This window comes from Rhizobium oryziradicis (assembly GCF_001939045.1).
GTDB lineage: Bacteria > Pseudomonadota > Alphaproteobacteria > Rhizobiales > Rhizobiaceae > Allorhizobium > Allorhizobium oryziradicis.
This window is the reverse complement of the sequence record NZ_MKIM01000032.1, coordinates 1-25435: the sequence shown is the minus strand read 5'-3', so window position 1 is coordinate 25435 and position 25435 is coordinate 1. Positions and strand designations below refer to the sequence as shown.

Sequence of the window (25435 nt, the reverse complement as noted above, 5' to 3'; positions counted from 1 at the left end):
TCATGTTCAATACCGAGGGCGCAACGAGGGTTTTTGCGCGTGGCTTACCGTTCGGGTCAGCTCTGTTGAGGGGATTGTTGAGATGATGGGTTTTAAAGCGGGCGTTGCCTTGGGTGCAATTGTAGCAGCGCTGGGAACGGGCGCGCAGGCCGAAGAGAACACGGTTCTCAAGCCCATTGTTGTCGAGGGGCAGGCCGGTAAGGCGAATGCGACCATTGGTACGCAAAATGCCCCTTATGCGGGCGGCATGGTCACGCGTGGTGCGCGGTTGGGCAGTCTGGGCAACCGCAGCTTTATGGATACGCCTTTCAATACCAGCGGCTACACGGCCAAAACCATTGAGGATAAGGGTGCCTCGACCGTGGGCGACGTGATGGAAGAGGACGCATCTGTGCGCAACACCCATCCCGCGGGTGGCATTGTCGATTCCTTTTACATCCGCGGTTTTCCCATTGGGGATGGCAATTTTGGTGAAGTTGCCTATGATGGCGTGTTTGGCGTGGCGCCCAATTATCGGGTCTTTACCGATTACGCTGAATCCGTTGAGGTTCTCAAAGGGCCAACGTCATTTCTCTACGGTATTTCGCCCAATGGCGGCGTTGGCGGCACAATCAATATTGTGCCCAAGCGCGCCCTTGATCAGGATTTGACCCGCGTTACCACCACTTATGAGTCCGATTTGCAGGGCGGCACCCATGTGGATATCAGCCGTCGCTATGGCAGCGAGCGCCAGTTTGGTGTGCGCTTAAACGGCAGCGTGCAGGGCGGCAACGGCAATATTGATGATCTGACCCATCTCTCATCGGTCGGTGCCGTGGCGCTGGATTATCAGGGCGAGAATTTGCGCGCCACGCTGGATGTGATCAATCAATATGAGCATTATGATGCGCCGCAGCGTCCGTTTTTCCCAACGGCGGGCATTGCTCTGCCGCGCGCGCCCGACAACCGGCTGAATGTGCAGGAGCCTTGGGAATGGTCGCGAACACGCGAGTTTTCGACCCTTGGACGGGTTGAATATGACCTGAGCGACAATTTGACGGTGTTTGGTGCTGCAGGTGGCGGACAATCCAATGTCGAGCGCCTGTTTGGCACGCCCACCATTACCAGCTCAAGCGGCAATGTCAGCATTCTGCCCCAGCATTACGTGTTTGACGTGGAGCGGCGCACGGCCGAAATCGGCGCACGCGGAACATTTGACACCGGCATTATTGAGCATTCCGTGACCTTGCAGGCAAATGTGATGCGCCAGACCCTGTCGCGCGGCTTTAATTCCGGCACCACGCAGCGCACCAATCTTTACAATCCGGTTGATCGTATTGAGCAGTTTGTGGCCAAGCCTTCGAATGTGCCAAAAGCCACCGAGAGCAAATTCTATGGGCTGTCCCTGTCCGATACCATGTCGATGTGGGATGAGCGGGCACAGCTCACCCTTGGTGCGCGCTTCCAGCATATTGATTCTGAAAACTACAGTGCCACAAATGGTTCTGTGACATCGTCTTCGGATGCCAGCGCCACAACGCCTATGGTCGGCGTGGTGGTCAAGCCGTGGGAGAATGTTTCGCTCTATGCCAATTATGCTGAAGGCCTCAGCATTGGCGAGACAGCACCGACCAATGCCATCAACGCAGGCGAAACGCTGAGCCCATACAAGTCCAAACAGTATGAAGTGGGCACCAAGGTTGATCTCGGCCAGGTGGCGCTGACGGCCAGCTTGTTCCAGATCGAAAAGCCTTTTGGCGTGCTGGAAACGCGCGGCAGCAATCTGGTGTTTGTGCGCGGCGGCGAGCAGCGCAATCGCGGCCTTGAGCTGAGTGCCTTTGGCGAGTTGACCGACACCGTTCGGCTGCTGACAGGCATTACCTTCATGCAGGGTGAATTGACCAAGACCAACAACGCATCAACCCAGGGCAATGACCCGATTGGCGTGCCAAAAGTGCTGGTCAATATGGGGGCTGAATGGGACACGCCCTTCCTGGCCGGCCTGACCCTGACCGGCAACGTGATCCACACCGGCAAACAATATGCCGATACGGCCAATATCCAGAAGCTGCCCGCCTGGACACGGCTTGACCTTGGCGCACGCTATAAGACCACCATCAAGGAACGGCCTGTGACCTTCCGCGCTGAAGTCGAAAATGTCTTCAACAAAAACTATTGGTCGGGCGTCGCAAGCTTTGGCACGCTGTCACAAGGCGCGCCTTTGACCGTCAAACTGTCGATGTCGACTGATTTCTAGCTTTATCGGTCTGATAATGCCGTGCAGAGCCTTATGGCCTGCACGGCTTTTCATTTTATTTGGGCGAAACCGGCACAAGCGAAATCTGATCGTCTACCTGCTCGGCCCGGCTTAAAAAATGGCGAAGGGCCTTGAAGAAGGCGTGCAAAAACAGCGTGATGGATGTGTCATTCTTTGAGGGTTCGGCGTAAAGATCGGCCAGCCAGCGCAACAGCGCAATCCGCTTTTCTCCCAAAATCGGCACTGCCCGCGCCCCGCCATGCCACAGGCAATACCAGTCCGAGACGATCTCGATGACGGAAAGGGATGCGAGGTCTTGTCCATCCTCAAGCCCCATATCATCGAGTTTGGCGGGGCGTGTGCGCGGGTCAAGACAGAGTTGTTGCACGGACATGGGGGCAAGACAGCTCACCACGTCGCGGGGCCATTCGCGCACAAAAAAGCGTTGTTCGACAAGGGCCGTGAGATGCAGGCGCAAGAACGCACCGTAGGTTTTTGCAAAAAGGGCGGCATCTGGCGCGTATCCCGCCGCTACAGTTTCTTGCTGATAGGCCGCGATAATGTCCGGATCGACCGGCAGTGCTGAAAGATCAACCGTGTCAATGGCAACCGTATTGCTGTGCACGTTCAGATGCTTGAAGGCGGGCGGAAAGGCGACCAGCGAGGGCACCGCCACGTTGGTCAACTGACCATGAGGATTGGCAAAGCGGGTGACGCCTTCAACATGCAGATGCCCGCTGAAATGAAGGGGAATGCCAGCAGTTATCAGGGCTTCAGCCACCGCATCCGAGGGTTTGCGCTTGGCCATATTGCTTTTGGGAAACAGGGTTTTGCCGGTATCTAACGGGTCATCAAACGGATCAATGACTGGGTAGTGGGAAAAGGCGAGAAGCGTTTTGCCGAGCTGTCTGGCACGCTTTGCGACATCGGCAATCCATTCGAACATAAAGGGCTTGAGGCGCAACATGGCATTCCAGCCAGCGGCGGTGCTGTCGATAAAGGCCTGCTCTGAGCCCGCATCAAAAGTGCCGTTTCTAGGCTCAAACACATTGGCATCCAGCATCAACAACCAAAGGTCTTGTTGTGGCTCGATCAGATAGGAAGCATCCATCAGGCGATAGTGGTTTTGCCCGTCGGGTGAGAATACCGAATACATCCGCTGTGCGGGATCATCGCTCACGCCAAAGGGCGTTTCCCAATGCAGATCGCCCGCGCGGCGAAAATAGCCGAAGGCGGCCATGGGGTTCAGCCCAAGCGGATAGCCCTCGCAATACATTTGTGCGTTCAAGACATTGTCTGGTGCATCTTCTGCCGGATTGCTGGTTACCAGACGGCTGGTTCCATCGGCCTGCAAAAACCGCTTGGCCTGATGGCGACCGTTGGGGCCGAAAATATCATGATTGCCGAGCAGGGCGTAAAAGCGGGTGCCAAAGCGATTTTCATGATCGGCAAGCAGTTTTGCGACGCTCAATGTGGTTTGTCTCTGGCCATCATCGGTATAATCACCCAGCAGCACCACATGGCCGATGTTGCGGGCCGCGACCTCATCCAGCGCAGCGTTGAGCGCCAATACGCTCTCATTGAACACACGGGTTGAGGTGCGGGTGTCATCCCAGGTGCGCAATGTGAGGCTGCGATGGCCTGAGGCCAAGCCTTTGATGCCATAATCGCCCTCGATATCGTGAAAATGCGCGTCAGCAATGACGGCGATGGAGAAATCAGTGTTGTTTGTCATGGTGATACTATCATCAGGCTGATTTCATTGTGTCAATCGGCAGGCTTCTGGCTTTGGGGCTTTGGCATTGCATCGGCCTATTTGCTTGCTGTTCTATTGCTTTGGGGTGATGTATGACGACAGGATGACAGTGTAACCGGCCGATGGAATTGAGACTGTGGCGCGACGACTTGTACGGCATCAAACGGTTCGGCCGTTGGCGGATAGCGCCGCGCAAGGCCTTAGCCCCGAAGATATCGCAGACCACAATGGCCGCACCATCTCGGCGCTTTTGCTGCGTGAAGGGCCAATGACCCGTCAGGAGCTTGCTGCACGGTTAAAGCTGACAGAACCCGCCATCACCGGCATTCTGCAACGGCTGCTTGGGGCCGGGCTGGTGCGCCAAGGAAAGCGCCAGACAAAGACGCGCTATCAAGCCGCCGAGTTTTCGCTGGTGCCGTCTGGTGCTTATGGATTGGGCATAGAGCGGACCCCCCAGGGCGGTGCCATTGCGCTGTGTGATCTCGCAGGTGCTATGGTGCTGTGTGAAGCGTTTGAGCGGGATGAGGCATTTTTTGATGCCATTTTGCGCATCCGTCAGGCGAAAGCCGGATTTCCAGCCCCGCTTGGCGTTGGGGTGATTATCTCTTCCGGTGCCGATGATGAATTCTCGGCGCTGTTTGACGATCTGCCCTGTTTTTCGCTGTCAAAGCCTGAGGCCGTGTTGGCTGGCGAAAAGCTGTTTGGCGTTGGCGAGCCGGAAGGCGGACTGGTTGTGATTTTGATTGAAGATCGGGTACAGGCCGGGTTTATGATCAATGGCCGATTTTATCGCGGCAGCCATGGCAGGGCAGGGGCCATTGGTGCCATGCGGCCCGGCCTTGGCGAAGGCACACTGGACATGGCCGCAAGTGCAGCCTCCTTTCGCGCTTTTTTGGCTGAGGGTGGGGCGGATGATATCGAGGGCTGGATAAAACAGGCCGCGCGCCGCCTGCTGGATGGCGTTGTGACCATTGCGGGTTTCTTCTCGCCGGGGGTCGTGCTGCTGGGTGGAGATCTGCCTGACGATGTTATCAAACGGCTGATCGATGAAATTGCCAAAGCCCGCCTTGAAAAAGAACGCTATTTTGTTCCAACCGGCTGGATACCCCCCGTGGGGGCCTTGAGCTTTCCAAGCCGTGATCCGGTTTATGGTGCTGCCGTTGCACCCTTTATCGAGCTTCTATTGCCCAAGCCGTATTGAGGCAGAATGGGTTACTTTTGACGTCAGGCAAACACCGGCGAGGGCCGCATGGCCGCCGTGATGGGCGCATGGTTGCGATGGGCGGGATCGGCAGACGGCAGGCATAGCCGGTCTGCCAGTGCCATGGCCGCAGCCCCCAATGCTGCCGCATCTTCCGAGGCGGCGGCGCGGTGCAGGCTGGGGGCCAGCGCGCCACGGCGGGTGATTTCCTCATGCACATAAAGCAGCAATTCATCCACCAGCCGCACGGGCAGCCGCCCGCCGAGAATGACACCATCGGGATCGACCACCATGCCAATGTCCATCACCGCTTCGGCGAGGTTGACGGCCATTTTTTTCAGCCATCCACTCAGCACGGCTCTGTCGCTTCCTTCCAGCGTCAAAAGATCGGCTGGATGGGCAATGGCAATGCCGCGCTCGGCCAGATAATTGATCAGCACCGAGAGCGACAACATATCGCCAATCGGCCGGGTTTCGCCTTCCAGAGGCCCTTCTGTGACGGCCATGGACAACCAGCCGATTTCGCCGCCCAAGCCATTTGCGCCCTTGTGGCGAATGCCATCAATGATCAGGCTGCCGCCCAGACAGGCCGAGATGAGAATATAGAAAAAGCTGCGCATTTCCGTGCCCAACCCGTATTCGATTTCGCCCAGGGCAGCGGCATTGGCATCGTTATCGATATAGATCGGATGATGGGTGATTTTTGACAGAGCGGCGCGCACATCAAAGCCGCTCCATTGGCGATAGCTTTCAGGAAAGCCAATCACCTGCACTTCGCCCAACCAATCGGGAATGGCAAGCCCGATGCCGCTCAGCCGCGATTCTGTGATCACCTTGCGGCGCAAGAACGATGACACCGTATCTTCCATCAGCTTCACAAACGCATCGGGCAGCAAAAATCGCAATTCGTGGTGAATGCGCCCGCGCACATTGCCCACCGCATCCACGGCCACAATGGTCAGGTGGTCGCGGTCAATATTGGCCCCGATGGCAAAGGCACCTTCGGGATCAATCTCCAGCTCAATGGCGGGCTGGCCGCGCAAGCCCTGACGCCGACGCGCTTCCATCACCAGCCCTTCATTCAGCAATTTATCGACAATGCGGGTCACGGCCTGTTTGGTCAGGCGCGAGCGCTTGGCAATTTCGGTGCGCGAAATGGGGCCGCCACGGTGAATGGCATTCAGGATCATCGCCCGGTTCAGGGCGGCTGCCTGCTCGCCATTGGCTCCTGAATAACGCCCAGAATAACCCATTTCAATCATCACTCTCCTCGCGGCCCTGTTGCCGCCGCGAGGAAACCATGCACCATAGGCGTGCGTGAGGAAAGCATTTTTAAGTCGATTTCGACAGACGCCAGCTCTTGACCTCAAAGGGCTTCAGGCTTGCAGCATCCGCCTCCATTGGCTCTTCCAGAATGCTGAGGGCACCACTGACCGCCCAACCATTGGTCGGCGTAAGCTGGAAACCGCCCCGGCGACCGGCTGGCTCATAGACCCGCACAATCAGACCATCACCATCCTCGGCAGGCTTGATGGCGGAGAGCGTAACATCAAGCCCTGAAGCCTTGAGCGGGCAATATTCGCCAACAGCCTTGGCTGTGACAGGCACTGCAATCAGCGGCTGGTTGAGATCATCGGCCTCTTCGCGCACCTGACCTTCATACCACGGGCCTTCGTGCGGCATCAGCGCGTAGGTGAAGCTCTGATAGCCTTCATCGGCCATGGGATCAGGATAGATCGGTGAGCGCAACAGGGACAGGCCCAGAACATTGCCTCTGGCCGAATGGCCATATTTGGCGTCATTCAGCAGCGCCACCCCAAAGCCCGGCTCGGACAGATCGATAAACCGATGGGCTGGGGCCTCAAACATCGCTTCATCCCAGGAGGTGTTGGAATGGGTCGGACGCTCCACCACGCCGTAAGCCACTTCACACGTAGCACGGTTGGCGCTGACAGCCACACCATTCTCCGTGCGCAGCATGACGCGGCGCTCGTGCCAGTCAATCTCGGTGAAAATATCAAGACGGCGGGCGTTGGCGGCAAGACTCAAGGTCTGCACAATGGTGGAATCGCGGAAGCTGCGTTTGATGCAAATGGATGCAACATGGGCGGTGTTTTCAACCAGCTCAATCGAGTCAAACCCGCTCAATTCCTCGGCTTTTTGGCCGTAATCCTCTTCCACATCCCAGGCATCCCAATTGCGGGGCTTATCGGCGGTATAGGCAAACAGCCGGTTGGCACCACCCTCAACCGCCTCGCGGCCAGACGGCTTGTGGATGATGGAGGCAATCGAGCCGTCATCGGCTAATGTCACCTTGAGAATGTCATTTTCCAACATCCTGTCGGTGGCTTTCAGGCCCGCTTTTGGGGCAAGGGCGCTTGCCGGCAATACGCTCACACCCAAGGCTGGCACCATGCCGTCAGCCGCAATGCTGTCATCCTTCACGGTCAGACGGATGGGACGCGGGCTGAGGGTTGGGTTGATTACCAGCACAGCACCATCATCACCGTCAGGCAATTGCGCCAGAATGGCATCAATGGCCGCTTTCTGTGCCGTTGCACCGTCTTCAAGCACCTGTTCCAGCTCGGTTTTCGCATCCACATACACTTCCGCAATCGAAGAGCCAGGCAAAATGTCGTGGAATTCATTTTTCAACACCACCCGCCATTCCGGCTCTAGCGAGCGTGGCTGCGCGGCCCCCAGAAGATGGCCAAGAGATGCCAGCGTTTCAGCGGTGATCAGGCTGCGCTCGGCCTTGCGGTGCAGTTTTTTAATGGCACTTTGCGTGGTCAGCGTGGCGCGGTGCAGTTCGAGATAAATCTCGCCTTTCCACACCGAGACCGGCATGGTTTTAGCCATTGTATGCGCATCTTCAAAGAAGTCATGCACGCGCATCCAGCGGGCTTCGGGGATGGCCGGGAACACCCGAAGCTGTTCTTCGCGCACCACCATTTCCGGGCTTGGGCCGCCGCCGCCATCGCCATAGCCAACGCAGAGCAGGGTGGTGTCGTGGCGGTCTTTCTGGCGATAGTTTTTCCATGTGGGCGTGATGCAATCGGGCCGCACAAAGCCGTTATAGCCTTCCATCGGATTGTCAAACGAATGCGCCAGCACCCGGCTGCCATCCAGCCCTTCCCACCAGAACAGATCATTGGGAATATGGTTGCTCTCGGACCAATTGACCTTGATGGTGAAGAAGCTTTTCATGCCGCCCTGCTTGAGAAGCTGCGGCAGGGCACCGGCAAAACCAAAGCAATCGGGCAGCCAGCACACGCTGTGGCGCGTGCCAAACCGCTTTTCAAAATAGCGCTGGCCGTAGAGAACTTGCCGCGTCAGGCTTTCACCCGTCGGCATATTCGTGTCTGGTTCAATCCACATGCCGCCCAGTGTTTCCCACTGGCCGTCTTTGGCGCGATCCACGATCTTGCCCAGAAGTTCAGGATCATCCTCTTCCAACTGCCAATAATAATGGGCGGTGGATTGGTTGAAGCGGAAATCCTTGGAGGTTTCCATGATCGACAGCGCCGTATGAAACGTGCGGCGCATTTTGCGGCGGGTCTCGTCATAAGGCCACAGCCAGCACAGATCGATATGGGCGTGGCCGGTCAGCGCCACTTTGCCCTGTGGGGGGAAACGTTCACGCAATTCGCTAAGGCGAGCAATGAGCGCATCATAGGCCTGATCCAGCTTGGCGCGCTGGACGTCGGTCAAGCCTTCGGGATTGGCCTTCAGTTCTGGCAATTGCCAGATCTTTTGCTGCATCACCGCAGGTGCCGTGCGCGCTACATAATCCGCCGTCGCCGATGGCCAATCAATAGCATAAAAGGCCTGCTCTGCCGCATCCAGCAGATAGGGTACAACATCATGGCCTTCCAGCACCCGGAGCGCTTCAGCAATCTGGCGCATCAACAGCCACATGCGATCGACGGAACGGTCAATCCAGAACAATTCCGAGCGCTCCAGCTTGGGTGCGCGCACCGGCTCACCAAATGGCAGGCGCGGAACCGATTGCGCTTGCAGCGAGAAGCTCTGTGACGGGGCTAAAAACTCGCGGTGATAGGGGTCAAGCCCATAACGCTTGGTGCTGCCATCCGCAGCCGTGATGCTCAAAAGGCTTTCGCCGCCGAGGTTGAGATAAAGATAGGTGTCTGCCAGCGGCCAGCCTTCGGGCACAGTGACGTCAGCGGTAAAACCAATCGGCGGGTTCTTGTGCGGCCAGGCCTCACCCACGGCAATGGGTTGGCCGTCGAAGCTCCAGCCTTCCACGGCCACGGTTTTGCGGGCGCGCCAGAACTGAAATTCGGCATTGCGGACTTCAATCCGCTCAAGACGTTGAGTGTAGGTCAGGCTCATGATGGATTCCTAAAGTCTTTCAACACGGTTGGCTCAGCCCTTCACGGCTCCGGCGGTCATCGCGCCGAGAATAAGGCGCTGGAGCGAGAGAAAGGCGACAATGGCAGGCACAACCGAAACAAGGCAGGCCGCCGCGAGAAGTTGGATGGAGGAGTCATTTTGGGTGCCAGCATATTGAAAAATGCCGACACCAATCGGGGTGAGCGATTCCTTGGTGATCAGCAGGAACGGCACCAGAAATTGCGACCAGCCGCTGATCACGGCAATGATGAAGGCCGAGGCTATACCGGGGGTCGATAACGGTAAGATGACACGAATGAACACACCAAAGCGGGTGCAGCCGTCCATCATTGCCGCTTCGTCCAGCGTTTTGGGAATGCCGTCGATGGCCCCTTTCAAGATCCAGGTGGACACCGGAACGGCCAGCGCCACATAGACCATGGTGGTGCCAAAATGGCTGTCCAGCAGGCCAATTGCCGCCATATAGCGATAGAGCGGCACCATGATCACCAGCGGCGAAATCATCTGCACCGAGAGCAGCGCCATCATCCAAAAGCCCTTGCCTTTAAACTGAAAACGCGAAAATGCGTAAGCGGCGGGCAGGGCGACGATCAAACAGCCCGTCGCCGACAGGCTGGAGAGCTTCAGGGCGTTCCAAAGGTATGAGATGAACTTGTCGGACGACAGGATCATCGCGAAATTATCCAAGGTTGGCGCTTTGGGAATGAAACGGCTGACGCCGAGAAACACTTCCTTGCGGGTGCGAAGCGCCAAAGACAAAAGCCACAGCAGGGGCCACGCAAAAAAGGCGAAGGTGACGAGCATGAAAAGATAGCTCAATGCGTCACCAAGACGTTCACTCGTGCGCGCCTTCATGTGTCGTCTCCTTTTGGCAAAAAGGCGGCATAGATCAAGGCAAGCCCCAGCGAGATGATCAGCATGAGGATGGACAGCGCCGCACCCGCCGCCAGATCATAATTGCGAAACACCACATTGAACGTATAGAGCGACAGCACTTCGGTGGCGCGTCCCGGCCCGCCGCCGGTCAGCGAAATGATGGCATCAAAGGTGTTGAGCGTCTGGATGGTGATCAAAATCAGATTGACCAGAATGGCCGATTTCAACTGCGGCAGGGTGATGTAGCGAAGCCGCTGATCTGCCCGCGCCCCATCGACGGCTGACGCCTCATACAGCACCGGATCAATGGCCTTGATGGCGGCATACATCACCACCATGGAAAAGGCGGTGCCGCGCCACACGTTGGATAAAACCACCGACCACATCACCAGATGCGGATCGGACAGCCATTGCACAGGGCCTGCACCAATCAATCTTAGCAGGCTATTTAGCCCGCCAAACGGGGCTTCGTTAAACAGCATTTTCCAAATGATGCCACCCGCAATGCCCGGCACCACCCAGGCAATAAGGGCTGTGGTGCGCAAAAGCGTGGCCCCAAACAGCCTGCGTTTTTCCGCCCGCACCACCACCAGCGCAATCACCAGTCCAAACAGCTGTTGCGCCAGAACGGAACCCGCCGTGAAGGTCAGCGTCACCCACAGAATTTGCGGAATTTCTGCGCGGGTCAGCGTGTTGATCAGGGTTGAGACCGTGTAGCCGCCCTCATCACCCAGCAAGGTAGCGTGGGTGAAGGCCAGCCGCAGCACATCCAGCACCGGATAGAGATAGAAAACGCCCAGCACCAGAATGAGCGGCATAAGCCAGGGGGCGACCTTTGGTCGGTGGCGGCTTCGGGCCATGCCCGGCGTTTTGCCAGCCTGCACGCTGATGGTTGTCATGGATTACACCTTCTGAGGTCAATAAAAGTGCTGCGGAGCCATGGCTCCGCAGCCTCAAACGGCATTCACTGGCGTTTGTAAGCGGCAAGTGAGGCCTTGAAGGCTTCATCCACGGCGGCATCCGTGTCTTGCGTGCCCGTCAACACCTTGCCCATCATGATTTGAATCTGATTGGAAATTTCAGGATAGATCGGTGCACCGGGCCGGGCCTGGCCCACTTTCAAAGCTTCAGAAAAGGCTTTGTTGATGTCAGAGGAGAAGATCTTGTACTTGTCATAGAGATCGGCGCGGGTGGGCAATTGCCCCTGAACCTCATTGGCTGGCCCCATATACACCTCGCGGGCCAGATCGGCGCACATTTTCACCTTGGCAGGATCGGATGCAAAAGAGGCAACTGTCCAGCCGCCGGTGCCGGTCGAGCGCTGATCCTTGGTGGGGCCGGGCAGGGGCGAGAAGGTCCATTTCGCCAGCTCTTCCGGCTCCAATGCCGATTGCAGCTGCGCATATTGCCAATTGCCACCAACAAACAGCGCCGTTGTGCCCGCTGCCGCTGCGGCATTGAAATCGTCATAATTGCCAATGGTGGCAACCCGCTTGGGGGCCGCACCGGATTTCACCAGATCGCGATAGTAATTGACCGCCTTGACGAATTTTTCGCGCTCTGCCCCTTCGCCAAAGATGGGCTTGCCGGCATCATCCACCAGCTTGCCGCCTTGCGCCCAGAAATTGGCCAGCCAATCAAAGGTGGTGCCTTCATAGCGCGAGCCGTTGAAGAGAATGCCCTCCATGCCTTGCTTGACCGATTGCAAAGCGGCAGCCTTGGTTTCATCCCAGGTCTGCGGCGCATCGGGAATGATCTCTTTGTTGCGATAAAGCACACGCAGATCGGTGGACCACCACCAGGCATAAATTTGTCCGTCCGTTCCGGTGATGCCTTCACGGACATAGGGGAAGAGTTGGGCAATTTCTTCCTTGGTGAAATAGGGCGAGAAGGATTTCAGCACGCCAGCCTTTTTGAACAGCGGCAACACAAAGGAATCGACGGCGGCGCAATCGGGCGCATTGCCGGATTTGGCCTGCTCGACCAATCTGGCCTGTTCCTGGCCAATATCGCCCGACATCATCTGCAATTCAATGCGCCAGCCGGGATGCTTGGCAATAAACTGGTTAAACAGCTTGCCATAGCCTTCCGCCACCACGGGATCATTGTTGCGCGGGCCATCGGTGGTCATGCGAAATGTCATTTTATTGGCGGCGTCAGCCGGTCCAACCGTGTCGCCGGTGATCATGTCACTGGCATTCGCAACGGTGGGGGCAATCATCAGTGCCGCCAGCGCCAAAGCATGCGTGTTGTTTTTCATCTCTTCCTCCCAAGATCGCAAGGCCCTGCATGCCATGCGTGAAACCCTCAATTGCGGGCGCTCAACCACAGGGCAACACCCGCTCCGTGCGGTTATCGGGTGTCTGCTCTCTCCTCCGGCAGACATCTTCCCATCGCGCAATAAATAGATTAAATCACTTTTGTTTTGCGTCAAGCATTTTGTCTGGGAGGAAATCATGGCTGTGGTGCGCATTGAGAATTTACGCAAATCCTATGGGGCTTTACAGGTGATCCATGGTGTGGATCTCGCTGTCGGTGATGGCGAGTTTCTGGCGCTGGTGGGACCATCTGGCTGTGGAAAATCCACATTTCTGCGCATGCTGGCGGGCCTTGAGGAGGTGTCGGGTGGCGATATTTTTATCGATGACGTGTGCGTCAACGATTTGAGCCCGCGTGAGCGCGACATTGCCATGGTCTTTCAAAATTATGCGCTCTATCCGCATATGACGGTTGCCGAGAACATGGGCTTTGCCTTGAAATTGGCAGGCCATTCGGCGGACGACATCAAGGCCCGTGTTGCGCAAGCCTCTGACGTTCTGGGGCTGGAACCCTATCTGGCCCGCAAGCCCGCCGCTCTTTCCGGTGGGCAGCGCCAGCGGGTGGCCATGGGCCGCGCCATTGTGCGCGATCCCAAGGTTTTTTTGTTTGATGAGCCGCTTTCCAATCTTGATGCAAAATTGCGGGTGCAAATGCGTTCTGAAATTCGCGATTTGCAAAAAAGACTGAACGCAACCACCATTTACGTCACCCATGATCAGGTGGAAGCCATGACCATGGCCGACAAGATTGCGGTTTTCAACAAGGGTGTTCTGGAACAGCTCGGCACGCCGCTGGAACTTTATCATCGGCCGGCCAATCTGTTTGTGGCCGCCTTCATTGGCTCACCGCAAATGAATCTTGTGTCGGGCGAGGCGGCCTCTCACTACAACGCGACCACCATTGGTGTGCGGCCTGAACATTTTGTGCTGTCAGAGGATGACGATGCCTGGCGCGGCACTGTCACCGTTGCCGAATGCCTTGGCAGTGATACATTCATCACCATGGATTGCGGCATCTACGGAAAATTGCAAGTCCGCACCAGTGGCAGCTATGAGCCGAAGATTGGTGACACCGTTCGCGTCAAGCCCATGGAGGGGTGCCTCCATCGCTTTGATGAGACTGGCCACGCCCTGAGGTAGGGCGATAAGGCTTGGCGTTTACATCTTTCGCGGTGTCAGACGCCACAGGCGGCCATCGCTGTCATCTTCGATCAGCCACACCGCACCGTCAGGCGCGACAGCCACATCGCGGATGCGCGCCTCCATGTCCCAGCGGTCCGCCTCGCGGGCATTTCCTTTGGCGTCAAAGCTCACCCGCACCAGGGCGGTTGCGGCAAGGCCGCCAATCAGCGCCGAGTCGCTCCACTTTGGAAACATGTCACCCTGATAGAAAACAAGCCCTGCAGGCGCAATCACCGGCGTCCAATAAAGGGCAGGCGCGATAAACTCTGGCCGGGTGGAATGGCGCGGGATGGGTTTGCCGCTGTAATTGTCGCCATTTGAGACCAGCGGCCAGCCGTAATTGCCGTCAGCCTTGATCAGATTAAGCTCATCGCCACCACGCGGTCCCATCTCATGCAGCCACAATTTGCCATCGGGCGCAAAGGCTAAACCATAGGGGTTGCGATGGCCGGTTGTGAAGGTTTCGCCGCGCACACCACCCTTATCCGCGTGGGGATTATCCGCCGGGATTGAGCCATCGAGATTAAGCCGAAGCAGTTTTCCGCGCGCCTGATCGGGGTCTTGCGCTGTCTCAGGGCGCATACGGTCGCCCACGGTGAGATAGAGCTGCTTTCCATTGGGATCAAAGGCAATGATACCGCCAGACTGTCCGCCGCCACCGGCGGGCGTTTGCCGCCAGATGATCTGCTTGTTTTCCAGTGCTGCCTTATCTTTTGATGTCACAAGTTTTGCGCGCGACAAAACAAGGCTGCTGCCCGATGCGCCCGGCTCGGAATAGGTGAAATAGATGTCGCGGCTGGTTGCAAAGCCGGGCGATACCGCAATGTCCAGCAGCCCGTTTTGGCCTTCTGCGGCAACGGCTGGCACGTTTGACACGGGCGTTTTATGGCCGTTGGGGTCCACAAGGAAGATCTTTCCCGGCTTTTCGGTGATCAGCATCTGCGCATCCGGCAAGACGGCAATTGCCCATGGCGTGTTGAAGCGCGCAACCTCTTTGGCAATAAAGGGCTTGGTGGGAGATACCGGGCTGTCACCGGCATTGATGCTCTGCGCGTTTGCAGAGCCGATCAACGCTAGACAAAAGAGTGTTGTCGATATCCGCCTCATGTTTCCTCCTCCACCGCAGCCTTCTAAGCTATCTGGTTCTCGGAGTGGCTGATTTCAATATGCATAATGGACGTGGTCGGCCATCCATCTGTTTCACGACAAAAAAAGCCCCTGCATGCTGGATCACCAGCATGCAGGGGCTGCTCAAGGCGGCGGCACTCGAGCAAACACCAAGGGCGATTAAACCAGATCGAAGCGATCGGCGTTCATTACCTTTGTCCAGGCTTTGATGAAGTCGTGAACGAACTTCTCTTTATTATCGTCCTGCGCATAGACTTCGGCGTAGGAGCGCAGGATCGAGTTTGATCCAAACACCAGATCCATGCGGGTTGCTGTCCACTTGGCTGCACCGGTTTTACGATCGCGGATTTCGTAAATATTCTTGCTGATCTGCTTCCATGTATTGGCCATGTCCGTCAGGTTCACAAAGAAGTCGGTGGTGAGGGCACCTTCCTGGGAGGTGAAAACACCATGCTTTGTGCCACCATAATTGGTGCCCAGCATGCGCATGCCGCCGACGAGAGCGGTCATTTCAGCCGCTGTCAGACCCATCAACTGGGTGCGATCCAGCATCAGTTCTTCAACGCTGACAGCGTAGTCTTTCTTGACCCAATTGCGATAGCCATCATGCAGCGGCTCCAGCACCGAGAAGGAGTCCGCATCGGTCTGGGCATCTGTTGCATCACCACGACCGGGGGCGAAAGGCACCTTCACGTCAAAGCCCGCAGCCTTGGCAGCCTGTTCAACGCCCACGGTACCGGCCAGCACGATCACATCGGCAATGCTTGCACCGCTTTGCGCGGCAAGGGGTTCCAGCACGGACAGAACCTTTGCCAGACGCTGTGGCTCATTGCCCTCCCAATCCTTTTGCGGAGCCAGACGAATGCGGGCACCATTGGCACCGCCGCGCATATCAGAGCCGCGGAATGTGCGGGCGCTGTCCCAGGCGGTTGACACCATCTCGCTGATCGACAGGCCAGAGGCTGCGATCTTGGCCTTGAGGGCGTCCACATCGTAATCTGTCTTGCCAGCAGGAATTGGGTCCTGCCAGATCAGATCTTCCGAAGGAACATCCGGGCCGAAATAGCGCGGCTTTGGCCCCATGTCGCGGTGGGTCAGCTTGAACCAGGCGCGGGCAAACACATCCGAGAAATAGGCCGGATCTTTATAAAAGCGCTCGGAAATGGCGCGGTAGGCCGGGTCCATCTTCATGGCCATATCGGCATCGGTCATGATGGGGTTGTAGCGGATCGAAGGATCTTCCACATCAACCGGCTTGTCTTCTTCCTTGATGTTGATCGGCTCCCACTGGTGCGCACCAGCCGGGCTCTTTTTCAACTCCCACTCATAGGTGAACAGCAGATAGAAATAGCCGTTGTCCCACTGGGTTGGATGGGTTGTCCAAGCACCTTCAATGCCGCTGGTGACCGTGTAGCGACCCTTGCCGGTCTGGTTCGGGTTGGCCCAGCCAAGACCCTGCATGTCGACATCGGCAGCCTCTGGCTCTGGGCCAAGCAGGCTTGCATTGCCATTGCCATGGGCCTTGCCAACGGTATGGCCGCCAGCGGTCAAGGCCACGGTTTCTTCGTCGTTCATGGCCATGCGGGCAAAGGTTTCGCGCACCTGAGCCGCTGTTTTCAACGGATCGGGGGTGCCGTTCACGCCTTCAGGATTGACGTAGATCAGACCCATTTGCACGGCGGCGAGCGGATTTTCCATGGTGGCTGGATTGCTCACATCATCATAGCGCTCGTCACTTGGGGCAAGCCATTGCTTTTCGGCACCCCAGTAAACGTCCTTTTCCGGTGCCCAGATGTCTTCGCGGCCAAAGGAGAAGCCGAAGGTTTTCAAACCCATGGATTCATAGGCAATCGTGCCTGCAAGAATCATCAGGTCGGCCCAGGAGATCTTGTTGCCGTACTTCTTCTTGATCGGCCACAACAGGCGGCGGGCCTTATCAAGGCTGACGTTGTCTGGCCAGGAGTTGAGCGGGGCAAAGCGCTGGTTGCCGGTGCCGCCGCCGCCACGACCATCGGCCAGGCGGTAGGAACCAGCCGAGTGCCATGCCATACGGATCATCAAGCCACCATAGTGACCCCAGTCGGCAGGCCACCATTCCTGACTGTCTTTCATCAAGGCATGCATGTCGGCTTTCAAGGCATCAACATCAAGCGTCTTGAGGGCTTCGCGGTAGTTGAAGTCTTTGCCAAAGGGATTGGTCTTGGTATCATGTTGATGCAAAATATCGAGATTGAGAGCGTTCGGCCACCAATCCGTATTCGACGCGGAGGTCGCGGTATTGCCGCCGTGCATAACCGGACATTTTCCGGCCGATTTCATGTCGTTCGCACTCATTTTAGTCTCCAATAGACGTGTTCATTTATGATCCGGACCCTGAAAGGGACTTCCATCGGCCAGCCGCGACAACGCGCGCCAAAGGCCCGTCGAAACCAACTTTCGGACAAACAATAGCTAACAAGGCAATTCCATAAATTCCAATTGTATATTCTGAAGACTGCGATAAGCTGAGATTATGATAGGACTGTCTATGAAACATCTGCGCTATTTTGATGCGCTTGCCCGCCATGGCCATTTTGGCCGTGCGGCCGAAAACTGTGCCATTTCCCAGCCAGCATTGTCTGTGCAGATCAAAGAGCTGGAAGAAATGATCGGCGCATCTCTGGTGGAGCGCGGTGGGCGACAAATCCGCCTCACCAGCTTGGGCGAAGAATTTGCCGAGCGGGTGGGGGCCATTTTGCGCTCCGTTGATGAGCTGAAAGATCTCGGACGATCCGAACAAGGCCCTCTTGCTGGCCGTTTGCGCATCGGTGTTATTCCGACCGTGGCACCGTATTTGCTGCCCGATATTATCAAGCTGCTGGCGCAACGCTATCCCGGACTGGAGCCGAGGCCGCGAGAGGCGATTACGCAAAAATTGATTGAAGACCTGATGCAAGCCCGCTTGGATGTGGCCATTGTGGCTTTGCCGGTTTCGCAGCCATCGCTGGAAGAGGTGGGGCTGTTTGATGAAGAATTTGTGCTGGTACGCCCGTTGGAAGATCGGCAAAAGCCGGTGCCGTCTGCCGATATGTTGAAAAAAATGCGGCTGTTGTTGTTGGAAGAGGGCCATTGCTTTCGCGAGCAGGCCCTGTCTTTTTGCGACATAACCGCATCCGCCCCACGGGATTTGATGGAAGGCAGCTCGCTTTCCACCCTCGTGCAAATGGTCGGTGCCGGTATTGGCGTCACCCTCATTCCGGATATGGCGGTTTCGATTGAAACCCGCTCGTCTGATGTGTCGATGTCGCGGCTGGCGCAGCCTCGCCCGTTTCGTACCATCGGCATGGTCTGGCGCAAAACAAACCCACTGGCAGCGCAGTTTGCGCAAATTGCCGATATCGTGCGCGAAGTGGGCTTGAACAAGCAATACAACACCCGCGATATGATTTGCTGAGGCACGGCAAAAACGCCGATGGCAGCTTTGCGTCATTCAGAATAGAATTTTAGTTTACATAGTCCATAAAACTGATAGACTAATGGGCAATCCTCTAAATCGGAAGGCATCTAGAGGATTATGCATTAGGGTCGGTCAGGTTCAGATTGAACGTGCGGGCTCTCGTTTCCTTTGTTCGAGCTTGTCATTTCGGAAAAACCACTCATCGCTTTTCCCAGACAGGCTCTCATGATCTGAAATGCTTCAGATGGAGGGAATAATGGACGAGTTCGAGAGTGAAGAAGGACGCGAATGTCTTTATGGTCTGTGGACCGAATCCATATTCAATATCAATTGCCAGAAGGAAAGAGTGCCCGATGTTGTCCATGAAAGGCAAATATGGGTTGAAAGCGCTTTATCATCTTGCAGGCCTGCCCGAAGGTGTCGTGGTTCAATCGATGGAAATTGCCGAAGCGCAGGGAATGTCGAAAAAATTTCTCGATGCCATTCTTGCAGATCTGCGCAACAGCGGGTTTGTCTTTGCCCGAAAGGGGCGGGGCGGCGGCTATTGCCTGACCCGCAAGCCGGAAGAGATCATGGTGGGCCACGCGTTGCGCGTTCTCGACGGGCCTTTGGCACCCATAGGCTGCGCGAGCCGCACCGCCTATCACCGCTGCAAGGATTGTGCCGACGAAGCAACCTGCCCGGTCCGATTGACAATGCTGGAAGTGCGCGAGGCCATTGCGGCGGTGCTCGACAACAAATCCCTCTCCGACCTGAGACATATGGTGGACAACGAAGCCGATGGATTGGGGCGTATGCTGGGGGTTTCTTAAACTCTCTTGAACGCCTTTCGATGTGTTGCCGGAGGCCGTCATGACAAAGCATATCGTTATCATCGGCGGTGGTGCCAGTGGCATTGTGATGGCCGCCCATCTCTTTCAAAATCGCAATGAAGTAGACAAATTCCGGATCACGATTGTTGAGGCCGGACCCCATCTGGCGCGTGGGCTCGCCTATTCAACATCGAACCCCTCTCACCTGCTGAACGTGCGTGCAGCGCAGATCAGCGCTTTCGCCGATGTGCCAGATGATTTTGTGCGCTGGCTGGACATCCATCATCCGGGAGCCACAGCGGGTGACGGATTTGTCCCTCGCATGTTGTATGGGGACTATCTCGAAAAACTGCTGCACACCCTGACCACATCGGCGCAAGCCGCACCGGTGCAGATTATCGCGCAGGAATGTTGTGGCCTGCGCCCACTTGAAGCCGGTGCTGAGGTGCTGTTGGCCGATGGCTCCGTTTTGCCCGCGCATTTCGTGGTGATTGCCGCGGGTTTCGGCACGCGGCAGGCTTCGGATGGACCGCTGCTCGACCCTTGGGCGCAGGAGGTGCCAGATGATCGCGAAGCGCGGGTGGTCATTCTCGGCACGGGGTTGACCATGGTCGATAAAGTGCTGTCTTTGCTCGATGCTGGCCATCAAGGGCCAATCCTTGCCATCTCGCGCAAAGGACTGCTGCCAAGACCGCATGGGCCGCACCATCCGCTTTCGCTGTCCACAGCCGATATTCCGCTGGGCGCAAGCATTCATTATCTTATGCGCTGGCTTACACAGCTTGTTGCGGCCCATCAAGCGGTGGGGGGCAATTGGCGCGATGTGATGGATGGTCTGCGGCCCCATATTCAGACCGTGTGGAAACATCTGCCCAAGGATTCACGCGCCCGGTTTCTCCGGCATGCCGCATCATTGTGGGATATTCATCGTCACCGCATGCCCCAGACGCAGGCGGCACGATTGCAAGCCGCCCTGCACGAGAAAAAGTTAGAGATCAAGAAGGGACGGTTTGTGGATGCGCTGGCCTATAATGACAGAACAATCCTGACCTTTTACAACATCGCGTCCAATAGCTGCTGCGAATTGGAAGCCGATGCGGTCTATGATTGTCGGGGCATCCGCAGAAGAGCGGTGCATGGCTTGCCCCCCTTGCTCGGCTCATTGCTCAAACAAGGGCAAGCGCGGCAGGATTGTTTGGGTTTAGGCTTGGAGTTTGACGGAAATTTCAGCCTCATCGATGCCCATGGCAAAAGCTCAAACCGGATTTTCGGCATGGGGCCGGTCACACTGGGCACGTTTTGGGAGACAATCGCAATTCCGGATATTCGCCTGCAAGCGCAACACATCGCCCGACAACTCCAGGCGCAGCGGATTGAGGCGCGTGAGGCTTAGGAACGGTTAAATGAATGAATGTCGATTTTCCCTACAGCGCCATCAGCCAAAAAGGGAGCATGGCGCTGTAGGAGCAAAAACCGTTGCCTTAAAATACTGACCATCGTGATGGCAGGAAGCGGACAATGTCGCCCTGATTGGACGCAACCGTGAGCGGCAGTTCAATTTCGATCCGCCCGTCCGTTCCTGATCCCATATCCAGCTCGGCAATGCGTGCACCGGCGAGCCGTCGGCTGGACACAATCCGCCCCTCCAGCGCCGGTCCTTCGCTGCGCAGCGCAATATCGCGCGGACGAAAGAACAGGCGGGCGCTGTTGCGGGCAATCGATGTTTCGATTCCCAAAGGTTTGCCGTTAAACAGCACCTGGCCTTGATCAATGCTTACAGGCAGCGACGCATTGTCACCGACAAAAGAAAAGACAAAGGCCGATTGCGGGTTGTCATAGATATCATCTGCAGAGCCAACTTGCTCAATCTTGCCCTGACTCATCACCACGACGCGATCGGCCAGTTCCAGCGCTTCTTCCTGATCATGGGTGACAAAAAGCGTGGTGTGGCCGGTCCGATCATGAAACTCGCGCAGCCATTTGCGCAATTCCTTGCGCACCTTGGCATCAAGCGCGCCAAAGGGCTCATCCAGCAAAAGAACACGCGGCTCAATGGCCATGGCACGGGCCAAGGCCACACGCTGGCGCTGCCCGCCGGACAATTGAGCCGGATAGCGCCCTTCCATGCCGGACAGCTGCACCATCTCGATCAGTTCTTCAACGCGGCGGCGAATTTCGGCTTTTGGCGGGCGGTTTTTGGCAGGGCGCACATTCAGGCCAAAGGCAATATTGTCAGCCACGCTCATATGGCGAAACAAAGCATAGTGCTGGAAAACAAAACCAACATTGCGCTCAGCCACGCTCTTCCACGACGCGTCCTCATCACCAAACAGAATCCGCCCTTGGGTGGGAAACTCCAGCCCGGCCACCAAACGCAGCAGGGTGGTTTTGCCTGAGCCGGAAGGGCCGAGCAGCGCAATCAGCTCGCCGGAGCCGATGTTGAGAGACACGTCGTGAAGGGCTGGGAAATCGCCGAATTCCTTGCGGATGTGGTCTATGCGGATATCCATGAACAGTCCTGCCTTTCCGGCTTATTTGTGAGCAGCGCCATTGCCAAAACGCAGTTCCAGCAATGTTCTGAGAAGAAGGGTGACGAGGGCAAGGGCTGCCAGCAGCGAGGCAACGGCAAATGCTCCGCCCGTGTTATAGTCATTATAAAGCGCCTCAATGTGCAGCGGCATCGTGTCGGTCTTGCCGCGCACATGGCCAGACACCACGGAAACGGCACCAAACTCGCCCATCGCTCGGGCGTTACACAAAAGCACGCCGTAGAGCAGCGCCCATTTGATATTCGGCAAGGTGACGCGAAAGAAGGTCTGCAAGCCTGTGGCACCCAGCGTAATGGCGGCTTCCTCGTCTGCCGTGCCTTGCGCTTCCATCAAAGGAATAAGCTCGCGCGCGATGAACGGAAATGTCACGAAAACCGTGGCCAGGAAAATGCCGGGGAAGGCAAACACAACAGGAAAGCCCATGGCTTTCAACTGCGGCCCCAGCCAACTATCGGCCCCGAACAGCAAGACATAGACCAGACCGGCAATCACAGGCGAGACGGAAAACGGCAGATCGATCAGCGTGATCAGAATGGTTTTTCCCTTGAAATCAAATTTGGCAATCGCCCAAGCGGCGGCGATGCCAAACACCAGATTAAAGGGGACAGCCAGAGCCGCCACCGCAAGCGTCAACTTGATCGCTGAGAGCGTATCTCGATCGGTCAGTGTTGCGGCAAAAGAATTCCAGCCTGCCTGAAAAACGCGAATGAGCACGGCACCCAGCGGCACGATCAGAAAAAGTGCCAGAAAAACAAATGCCAGGCTGATCAGCAGCCAGCGAATGGCAGTGGGCTCGGTTGTCGGATCACGTTGTGCCAGATTGCTTTGGGCCAAATTACGTTGAGATTGATCAGCCATTGCCAAACCTCTTCTGGCTCCAGTTTTGAATGCCATTGATAATGAACAGCATCACAAAAGAGATGGTGAGCATGATCGCGGCAATCACGGTGGCAGCCGTATAATTGAACTCTTCCAGCTTGATCACGATCAGAAGCGGCGCGATTTCTGATTTGAATGGCAAATTGCCCGCAATGAAGATCACCGAGCCGTATTCACCAACGCCGCGCGCCAGTGCCAGCGCAAATCCGGTGAGAATGGCGGGAACGAGAGGCGGAAGAACAACATAAAACAATGTCTGGAACCGTCTGGCCCCCAACGTCGCTGCGGCTTCTTCCGTTTCGCGCGCAATTTCCTCCATCACGGGCTGAACCGTGCGCACCACAAAGGGAAAGCCAACCGCGATCAACGCAACAACAATGCCAAGAGGCGTATAGGCCACCTTGATGCCAAGTGGGGCCAGCCATTGGCCAATCAGCCCGTTGGGTGCGTAAATTGTTGTGAGCGCGATGCCCGCAACCGCTGTCGGCAGGGCGAACGGCAGATCAATCAGCGCGTCCAGCAGCCGTCTGCCGGGGAACTGATAACGCACCAGAACCCAGGCCGTGAGCGTACCAAACACTGCATTCGCCGTGGCGGCGATCATCGCTGTGACAAAGCTTACCTTTAATGCCGACAGAATACGAGGATCGGAGGCAATCGCCAGAATTCCTGTTGGTCCAAGCGAACCCGCCCTTAGCACCAGTGCTGCGAGCGGGATGAGAACAATGAGTGTCAGCATCGACAGAGACAGTCCGAGCGTCATCCCGAAACCGGGAATGACGCTCGGATGTTTCCAATGCCAACCCTTGAAGAGGGAAAGGGTGGTCATGATCTGTTACCGCGCTGGCTTGTAAATCGTATCAAAAATACCGCCGTCGCTGAAAAATTCAGGCTGAGCTTTCTTCCATCCGCCGAAATCCTCAATTGTTACCAGATCCAGCTTGGAAAACCGCTTCAAGTCCTCGGGATTCACTTTTGACGGATCGGACGGGCGATAATAATTCTTGGCCGCCAATTGCTGGCCTTCTGGCGAATAGAGATATTCGAGATAGGCTGTCGCAACCTTGGTGGTGCCGTGGGCGTCGGCATTGCCCTTGACCAATGCCACCGGTGGCTCGGCTTTGATGGAGATGGAGGGTGCTATGATGTCGAACTTATCCGGGCCAAGTTCGTCCAACGACAGGTAGGCCTCATTTTCCCATGCGATCAGAACGTCGCCGATACCGCGCTCTGCAAAAGTCTGTGTCGCACCACGCGCGCCGGTATCAAGAACGGGGACATGCTGGAAGAGCTTGGTGATATAGTCGCGGATCTTCGCATCATCGCCACCATAGGCCTTTTTCGCCCATGCCCAAGCGGCGAGGAAATTCCAGCGCGCTCCGCCCGAGGTCTTGGGGTTCGGCGTGATCACCTGAATATCGTCCTTGATCAGATCGCCCCAATCCTTGATGCCCTTGGGATTGCCCTTTCGCACCAGAAACACGATGGTGGATGTATAAGGAGCGCTGTTATTGGGCAGCAGGCTCTTCCAATTGGCAGGGATTTTCCCGGTCTTTTCGGCAATCACGTCAATATCGGCCTCAAGTGCCAAAGTCACAACATCTGCTTCCAATCCGTCAATGACTGCGCGCGCTTGTTTGCCGGAGCCACCATGGGATTGGTTGATGGTGACATCTTCCCCGGTCTTGCCCTTCCAGTATTTTTCAAACACGACATCATATTGCTTGTAGAGTTCGCGCGTCGGATCATAGGAGACGTTGAGAAGCTCCTGGCCAGCGAAAGCAGGTGCTGTCGGCAAGATAGCCGTCGCGAGAGAAATTCCGAGCAGTCCAAGTGTAATGCTTCTGCGTCTCATAAATGGCTCCCGTGGTTAACTACTATCAGTCTATAAAATTAATAGACCATGTCAATTAACTGGACTTAAAAAGCAAAACTGGTTTCCTTTCCGCCCTCCAAGACGTGCGGATATCGCGTCAAGCGCATCCATTTTAGAATGATATGAGTGCGCTATGTGCAGAGCGTAAAAAATTGTCAGAGGCATTTGCGAGCTTGCATTTCCAATTCACGCAATGAAAACAACAAATATCGTGTACGATCAAACCATTGGCAGAAAAGTGGGATTTTCGCTAAAAATCCGTTTGACATATTTGGGCTGTGGGCCTAGAAACCGCCTCACCGAACGAGGCGGCGCTTCTTTGGAAGTGTTGGTTTCGCTCTTAGAGATCATCTAGATAGCTTTTATAGTTTGAATGACCGAGCTTTCGGGTTTGGTTGGGGTGGTTTTTTGACGGTTGATACCGTCAGTTATTTGACAATTATATATGAGANGAAGTGTTGGTTTCGCTCTTAGAGATCATCTAGATAGCTTTTATAGTTTGAATGACCGAGCTTTCGGGTTTGGTTGGGGTGGTTTTTTGACGGTTGATACCGTCAGTTATTTGACAATTATATATGAGAAGAAAGAGAAACGTGGACGGCGGTTTTGCGTTGGAGAGTTTAGCAATAAACGCTCTGATAGAAGACAAATGACGGTCACGTTTTGATATGAGAACACCAGGTTGTGTTGTGTTTGGATTGCAGTGATGCGGTTTGGATGCGTAAAGACATAATCGAGTGAGTTCTCGTCGATTCAGAACATACAGTGATTAGTTAAGATTGAATTCTCAACTTGAGAGTTTGATCCTGGCT

At 56.1% G+C, this 25435-nt stretch carries 18 protein-coding genes; 6 read left to right on the top strand and 12 right to left on the bottom strand.

Going from position 1 to position 25435, the window contains the following annotated elements:
* Nucleotides 1-85: 85 nt before the first annotated feature.
* Nucleotides 86-2236, top strand: a complete 2151-nt coding sequence (locus tag BJF95_RS22090) for a TonB-dependent receptor (RefSeq protein ID WP_075641713.1) — start codon at nucleotides 86-88, stop codon at nucleotides 2234-2236.
* A gap of 55 nt (nucleotides 2237-2291) precedes the next feature.
* Here the strand turns inward: BJF95_RS22090 and BJF95_RS22085 are convergent, their stop codons facing one another.
* The gene (locus tag BJF95_RS22085; RefSeq protein WP_075641672.1) at nucleotides 2292-3971 is read right to left on the bottom strand and encodes a metallophosphoesterase family protein; all 1680 of its coding nucleotides are present in this window, start codon (nucleotides 3969-3971) and stop codon (nucleotides 2292-2294) included.
* A 157-nt stretch (nucleotides 3972-4128) separates the two neighbouring features.
* Here BJF95_RS22085 and BJF95_RS22080 point away from each other — a divergent pair, with 157 nt between their 5' ends.
* Nucleotides 4129-5193, top strand: a complete 1065-nt coding sequence (locus tag BJF95_RS22080) for an ROK family transcriptional regulator (RefSeq protein WP_075641671.1) — start codon at nucleotides 4129-4131, stop codon at nucleotides 5191-5193.
* A gap of 23 nt (nucleotides 5194-5216) precedes the next feature.
* Here BJF95_RS22080 and BJF95_RS22075 read toward each other — a convergent pair whose 3' ends face one another.
* From BJF95_RS22075 to BJF95_RS22055, 5 genes are all read right to left on the bottom strand, one after another.
* Nucleotides 5217-6446 (bottom strand): ROK family transcriptional regulator, encoded by a 1230-nt coding sequence (locus BJF95_RS22075; protein ID WP_245297401.1) that lies wholly within the window; start codon nucleotides 6444-6446, stop codon nucleotides 5217-5219.
* 79 nt (nucleotides 6447-6525) lie between these two features.
* A complete protein-coding gene (locus tag BJF95_RS22070) occupies nucleotides 6526-9546 on the bottom strand; it encodes an alpha-mannosidase (RefSeq protein WP_075641669.1) in 3021 nt (1006 codons plus the stop codon).
* A gap of 33 nt (nucleotides 9547-9579) precedes the next feature.
* Nucleotides 9580-10422 (bottom strand): carbohydrate ABC transporter permease, encoded by an 843-nt coding sequence (locus BJF95_RS22065; protein WP_075641668.1) that lies wholly within the window; start codon nucleotides 10420-10422, stop codon nucleotides 9580-9582.
* Nucleotides 10419-11303 (bottom strand): carbohydrate ABC transporter permease, encoded by an 885-nt coding sequence (locus tag BJF95_RS22060; protein WP_425348724.1) that lies wholly within the window; start codon nucleotides 11301-11303, stop codon nucleotides 10419-10421. Before BJF95_RS22060 ends, BJF95_RS22065 begins: the two co-directional genes overlap by 4 nt.
* A 104-nt stretch (nucleotides 11304-11407) precedes the next feature.
* Nucleotides 11408-12703 (bottom strand): extracellular solute-binding protein, encoded by a 1296-nt coding sequence (locus BJF95_RS22055; protein ID WP_075641666.1) that lies wholly within the window; start codon nucleotides 12701-12703, stop codon nucleotides 11408-11410.
* Between the two features lie 196 nt (nucleotides 12704-12899).
* Here BJF95_RS22055 and BJF95_RS22050 point away from each other — a divergent pair, with 196 nt between their 5' ends.
* Nucleotides 12900-13901 carry an ABC transporter ATP-binding protein gene (locus tag BJF95_RS22050; protein WP_075641665.1) on the top strand — a complete coding sequence of 334 codons (1002 nt, stop codon included), beginning with the start codon at nucleotides 12900-12902 and terminating at the stop codon, nucleotides 13899-13901.
* An 18-nt stretch (nucleotides 13902-13919) separates the two neighbouring features.
* Here BJF95_RS22050 and BJF95_RS22045 read toward each other — a convergent pair whose 3' ends face one another.
* Nucleotides 13920-15050 carry a PQQ-dependent sugar dehydrogenase gene (locus BJF95_RS22045; protein WP_075641664.1) on the bottom strand — a complete coding sequence of 377 codons (1131 nt, stop codon included), beginning with the start codon at nucleotides 15048-15050 and terminating at the stop codon, nucleotides 13920-13922.
* A gap of 180 nt (nucleotides 15051-15230) precedes the next feature.
* Nucleotides 15231-17405 (bottom strand): catalase/peroxidase HPI, encoded by a 2175-nt coding sequence (gene katG / locus BJF95_RS22040; RefSeq protein WP_075641663.1) that lies wholly within the window; start codon nucleotides 17403-17405, stop codon nucleotides 15231-15233.
* Nucleotides 17406-17583: 178 nt separating this feature from the next.
* Here katG and BJF95_RS22035 point away from each other — a divergent pair, with 178 nt between their 5' ends.
* The 3 genes from BJF95_RS22035 (at nucleotide 17584) to BJF95_RS22025 (ending at nucleotide 20712) form a co-directional block, all read left to right on the top strand.
* Nucleotides 17584-18504 carry a hydrogen peroxide-inducible genes activator gene (locus BJF95_RS22035; protein WP_075641662.1) on the top strand — a complete coding sequence of 307 codons (921 nt, stop codon included), beginning with the start codon at nucleotides 17584-17586 and terminating at the stop codon, nucleotides 18502-18504.
* 356 nt (nucleotides 18505-18860) lie between these two features.
* Complete coding sequence (locus BJF95_RS22030) at nucleotides 18861-19319, top strand: RrF2 family transcriptional regulator (RefSeq protein ID WP_075641661.1); 459 nt, start codon at nucleotides 18861-18863, stop codon at nucleotides 19317-19319.
* Nucleotides 19320-19359: 40 nt separating this feature from the next.
* On the top strand, nucleotides 19360-20712 hold the full coding sequence (locus tag BJF95_RS22025) for an FAD/NAD(P)-binding protein (RefSeq protein WP_075641660.1): 1353 nt from the start codon (nucleotides 19360-19362) through the stop codon (nucleotides 20710-20712).
* An 88-nt stretch (nucleotides 20713-20800) separates the two neighbouring features.
* Here the strand turns inward: BJF95_RS22025 and BJF95_RS22020 are convergent, their stop codons facing one another.
* From BJF95_RS22020 to BJF95_RS22005, 4 genes are read right to left on the bottom strand one after another with little or no spacing between them, the layout of a single operon-like run.
* On the bottom strand, nucleotides 20801-21829 hold the full coding sequence (locus BJF95_RS22020; RefSeq protein ID WP_075641659.1) for a sulfate/molybdate ABC transporter ATP-binding protein: 1029 nt from the start codon (nucleotides 21827-21829) through the stop codon (nucleotides 20801-20803).
* Nucleotides 21830-21850: 21 nt separating this feature from the next.
* Entirely contained in the window at nucleotides 21851-22726 is an 876-nt protein-coding gene (gene cysW / locus BJF95_RS22015; protein WP_075641658.1) for a sulfate ABC transporter permease subunit CysW, read from the bottom strand.
* Entirely contained in the window at nucleotides 22719-23576 is an 858-nt protein-coding gene (gene cysT / locus BJF95_RS22010; RefSeq protein ID WP_075641657.1) for a sulfate ABC transporter permease subunit CysT, read from the bottom strand. Before cysT ends, cysW begins: the two co-directional genes overlap by 8 nt.
* Before the next feature lie 6 nt (nucleotides 23577-23582).
* Nucleotides 23583-24602 (bottom strand): sulfate ABC transporter substrate-binding protein, encoded by a 1020-nt coding sequence (locus tag BJF95_RS22005; protein WP_075641656.1) that lies wholly within the window; start codon nucleotides 24600-24602, stop codon nucleotides 23583-23585.
* Nucleotides 24603-25435 lie beyond the last annotated feature (833 nt).

Excerpts from the sequence above, each read along its gene's own strand:
- BJF95_RS22075 (WP_245297401.1), bottom strand. The coding sequence starts at position 6,446 with ATGGGTTATTCTGGGCGTTATTCAGGAGCCAATGGCGAGCAGGCAGCC.
- BJF95_RS22025 (WP_075641660.1), top strand. The coding sequence starts at position 19,360 with ATGACAAAGCATATCGTTATCATCGGCGGTGGTGCCAGTGGCATTGTG.
- katG (WP_075641663.1), bottom strand. The coding sequence starts at position 17,405 with ATGAGTGCGAACGACATGAAATCGGCCGGAAAATGTCCGGTTATGCAC.
- BJF95_RS22050 (WP_075641665.1), top strand. The coding sequence starts at position 12,900 with ATGGCTGTGGTGCGCATTGAGAATTTACGCAAATCCTATGGGGCTTTA.
- BJF95_RS22060 (WP_425348724.1), bottom strand. The coding sequence starts at position 11,303 with ATGGCCCGAAGCCGCCACCGACCAAAGGTCGCCCCCTGGCTTATGCCG.
- BJF95_RS22005 (WP_075641656.1), bottom strand. The coding sequence starts at position 24,602 with ATGAGACGCAGAAGCATTACACTTGGACTGCTCGGAATTTCTCTCGCG.
- cysT (WP_075641657.1), bottom strand. The coding sequence starts at position 23,576 with ATGACCACCCTTTCCCTCTTCAAGGGTTGGCATTGGAAACATCCGAGC.
- BJF95_RS22085 (WP_075641672.1), bottom strand. The coding sequence starts at position 3,971 with ATGACAAACAACACTGATTTCTCCATCGCCGTCATTGCTGACGCGCAT.
- BJF95_RS22055 (WP_075641666.1), bottom strand. The coding sequence starts at position 12,703 with ATGAAAAACAACACGCATGCTTTGGCGCTGGCGGCACTGATGATTGCC.
- BJF95_RS22045 (WP_075641664.1), bottom strand. The coding sequence starts at position 15,050 with ATGAGGCGGATATCGACAACACTCTTTTGTCTAGCGTTGATCGGCTCT.
- BJF95_RS22030 (WP_075641661.1), top strand. The coding sequence starts at position 18,861 with ATGTTGTCCATGAAAGGCAAATATGGGTTGAAAGCGCTTTATCATCTT.
- BJF95_RS22065 (WP_075641668.1), bottom strand. The coding sequence starts at position 10,422 with ATGAAGGCGCGCACGAGTGAACGTCTTGGTGACGCATTGAGCTATCTT.
- BJF95_RS22020 (WP_075641659.1), bottom strand. The coding sequence starts at position 21,829 with ATGGATATCCGCATAGACCACATCCGCAAGGAATTCGGCGATTTCCCA.
- BJF95_RS22035 (WP_075641662.1), top strand. The coding sequence starts at position 17,584 with ATGATAGGACTGTCTATGAAACATCTGCGCTATTTTGATGCGCTTGCC.
- BJF95_RS22070 (WP_075641669.1), bottom strand. The coding sequence starts at position 9,546 with ATGAGCCTGACCTACACTCAACGTCTTGAGCGGATTGAAGTCCGCAAT.
- BJF95_RS22090 (WP_075641713.1), top strand. The coding sequence starts at position 86 with ATGGGTTTTAAAGCGGGCGTTGCCTTGGGTGCAATTGTAGCAGCGCTG.
- cysW (WP_075641658.1), bottom strand. The coding sequence starts at position 22,726 with ATGGCTGATCAATCTCAACGTAATTTGGCCCAAAGCAATCTGGCACAA.